The following is a 1,783-nucleotide window of genomic DNA, read 5'->3' as shown; positions in this document are numbered from 1 at the left end:
GTGGATGTGCTGGTCCCGCCCGGCGGCGTACACCCGGGCCGCGTCCCGGGCCCTGACCGACATCCCGGTCTCCGGCCGCTCCCTCGCCGCCACAGCGCACTCACCCCTCCCACCCCGAACCGTGCGAGCACGCTAGGCCCTGTCCGGGCGGTCTTCTTCGGGCCCGCGACGCCATACACGGCACCTCGCTGCGTTACCGAATCGCGCGAATACGGCCAAGTATGAGCTGCGATCCGGCGCCTTGCGATGCACCGCGTCTGACGCCGCGGGCTGTTCCTCGAAGACCGCCCGGTCAGGACCTGGGCGAATGGAGCGCACGACGGCCGCGCCCCCGGCGGCCCTCACCCTCAGGAGTGAACGCGCGCCCATGGCGGCCGGCCGGCCGGGAAGGTCCGGTGGAGTCAGACGAAGGACGCCAACAGGCCGGCGGCGAGCACCGCGTCCACCACCGGCACGCCGAACCGCTCGCGGAGTTCGGGGCCGATGCCGATGGTCGTCAGCCCGGTGCAGGCCAGCAGCAGCACGTCGGCGCCGGCGGCGACCAGCCGCTCGGCGGACTCCACGGTGACGCGCCGCCCCTCGGGCTCCAGCAGGTCGGTGGTGCGGCGCACGCCCTCGGGGCGCTCGGCGCCGACGAACCGCTCGCCGAGCAGCGACCGCACGGCCGGCGGGGCGCCCTCGGTGATGCCGATGACGCCCACCCGGGTGCCGAGGCCGAGCGCGACACCGGCGGCCGCCGAACCGGCGCCGACGACCGGGACGGGCACGGCCCGCCGCACGAGCGCGAGCGCCGGGTCGGCGGCACAGCTGATGACGATCGCGCGCGCCCCGTCCCTGACCATGTCCTCGGCGAGCGCGACGATCTTGGGCTCGGCGCGGCGCTCCGACTCCTCGTCGTGGATCCCGTGCGGCTGGTCGGGGATGCAGCGGGAGAGCGTCTCCAGGCCGTACGCCTCGGCCAGCACCCGGCCGTGGGTCCCGACGAACGCCGCGTCGGCGCTGGTCAGCACGCGGACGACGCCGACGGGTCCTGACGGGGTAGGCGACGGCGTGGCCATGGTGTGCTCCTCGGGGCGACGGGACGGGCGGGGACCGGGACGGGACGGGACCGGGATGGGACGGCACCACCATCCCGCCGCTATTGCGCCATTCGCAACACTTTCTCCATATCCGGGACTCCGGCGGTGCGCGCCGGAGTCACCACCCGGGCCCGCCGCCGGCGGACATCAGCTCGCCGATGCCGGCCACCAGGCCGATCGGCGGCTGGAAGCCCAGGTCCCGCCGGGCGGCCGTGAGGTCGAACCAGGCCGGGCGGGTCAGCCGGGCCACCAGGTAGCGGCTCAGCCCGTGCGTGGCGGCTTCGCCCGCGAGGCGGCCGGCCGCCTCGCGGGCGGCCGCGGCGGCGTGGACCAGGCGGGGCGGCAGGGCCAGCCACTCGGCCCGCCGGCCGGTGGCCCCCAGCAGCAGGCTGGTGAGGGCGCGCAGCGGAACGGGCTCGCCCTGGGCGACGAAGTAGGCGCGGCCGCCCACGGGATGGCCGCCGTGCACCAGGTCGAGGGCGAGCAGGTGGGCGTGGGCCGCGGTGCGGACATGGGTGGCGTCCACCAGGTTGCCGCCGTCGCCCGGCATGGGGATCCGACGGCCACGCACCGCGCGGGTGAGCAGGGGGACCAGATGGGGGTCGCCCGGACCCCAGATCAGGTGCGGGCGCAGCGCGACGGTGGCCAGCCCGGGGCCGTTGGCCGCCAGGGCCAGGGCCTCGGCCGCCGCCTTGGTCCTGGGG

General features: G+C 76.6%; 2 protein-coding genes. Both read right to left on the bottom strand.

Going from position 1 to position 1,783, the window contains the following annotated elements; all coding sequences use genetic code 11:
• Nucleotides 1-401: 401 nt before the first annotated feature.
• A complete protein-coding gene (locus E1283_RS35855; RefSeq protein ID WP_132822341.1) occupies nucleotides 402-1,058 on the bottom strand; it encodes an aspartate/glutamate racemase family protein in 657 nt (218 codons plus the stop codon).
• 139 nt (nucleotides 1,059-1,197) lie between these two features.
• Nucleotides 1,198-1,783 (bottom strand): NAD-dependent epimerase/dehydratase family protein (locus tag E1283_RS35850; RefSeq protein ID WP_132822340.1); only part of this gene is annotated, 586 nt, incomplete at its 5' end.

It is taken from the genome of Streptomyces hainanensis (genome assembly GCF_004348415.1).
Lineage (GTDB): Bacteria > Actinomycetota > Actinomycetes > Streptomycetales > Streptomycetaceae > Streptomyces > Streptomyces hainanensis.
This window is presented reverse-complemented; position numbering and strand designations above follow the sequence as displayed.

Excerpts from the sequence above, each read along its gene's own strand:
- E1283_RS35855 (WP_132822341.1), bottom strand. The coding sequence starts at position 1,058 with ATGGCCACGCCGTCGCCTACCCCGTCAGGACCCGTCGGCGTCGTCCGC.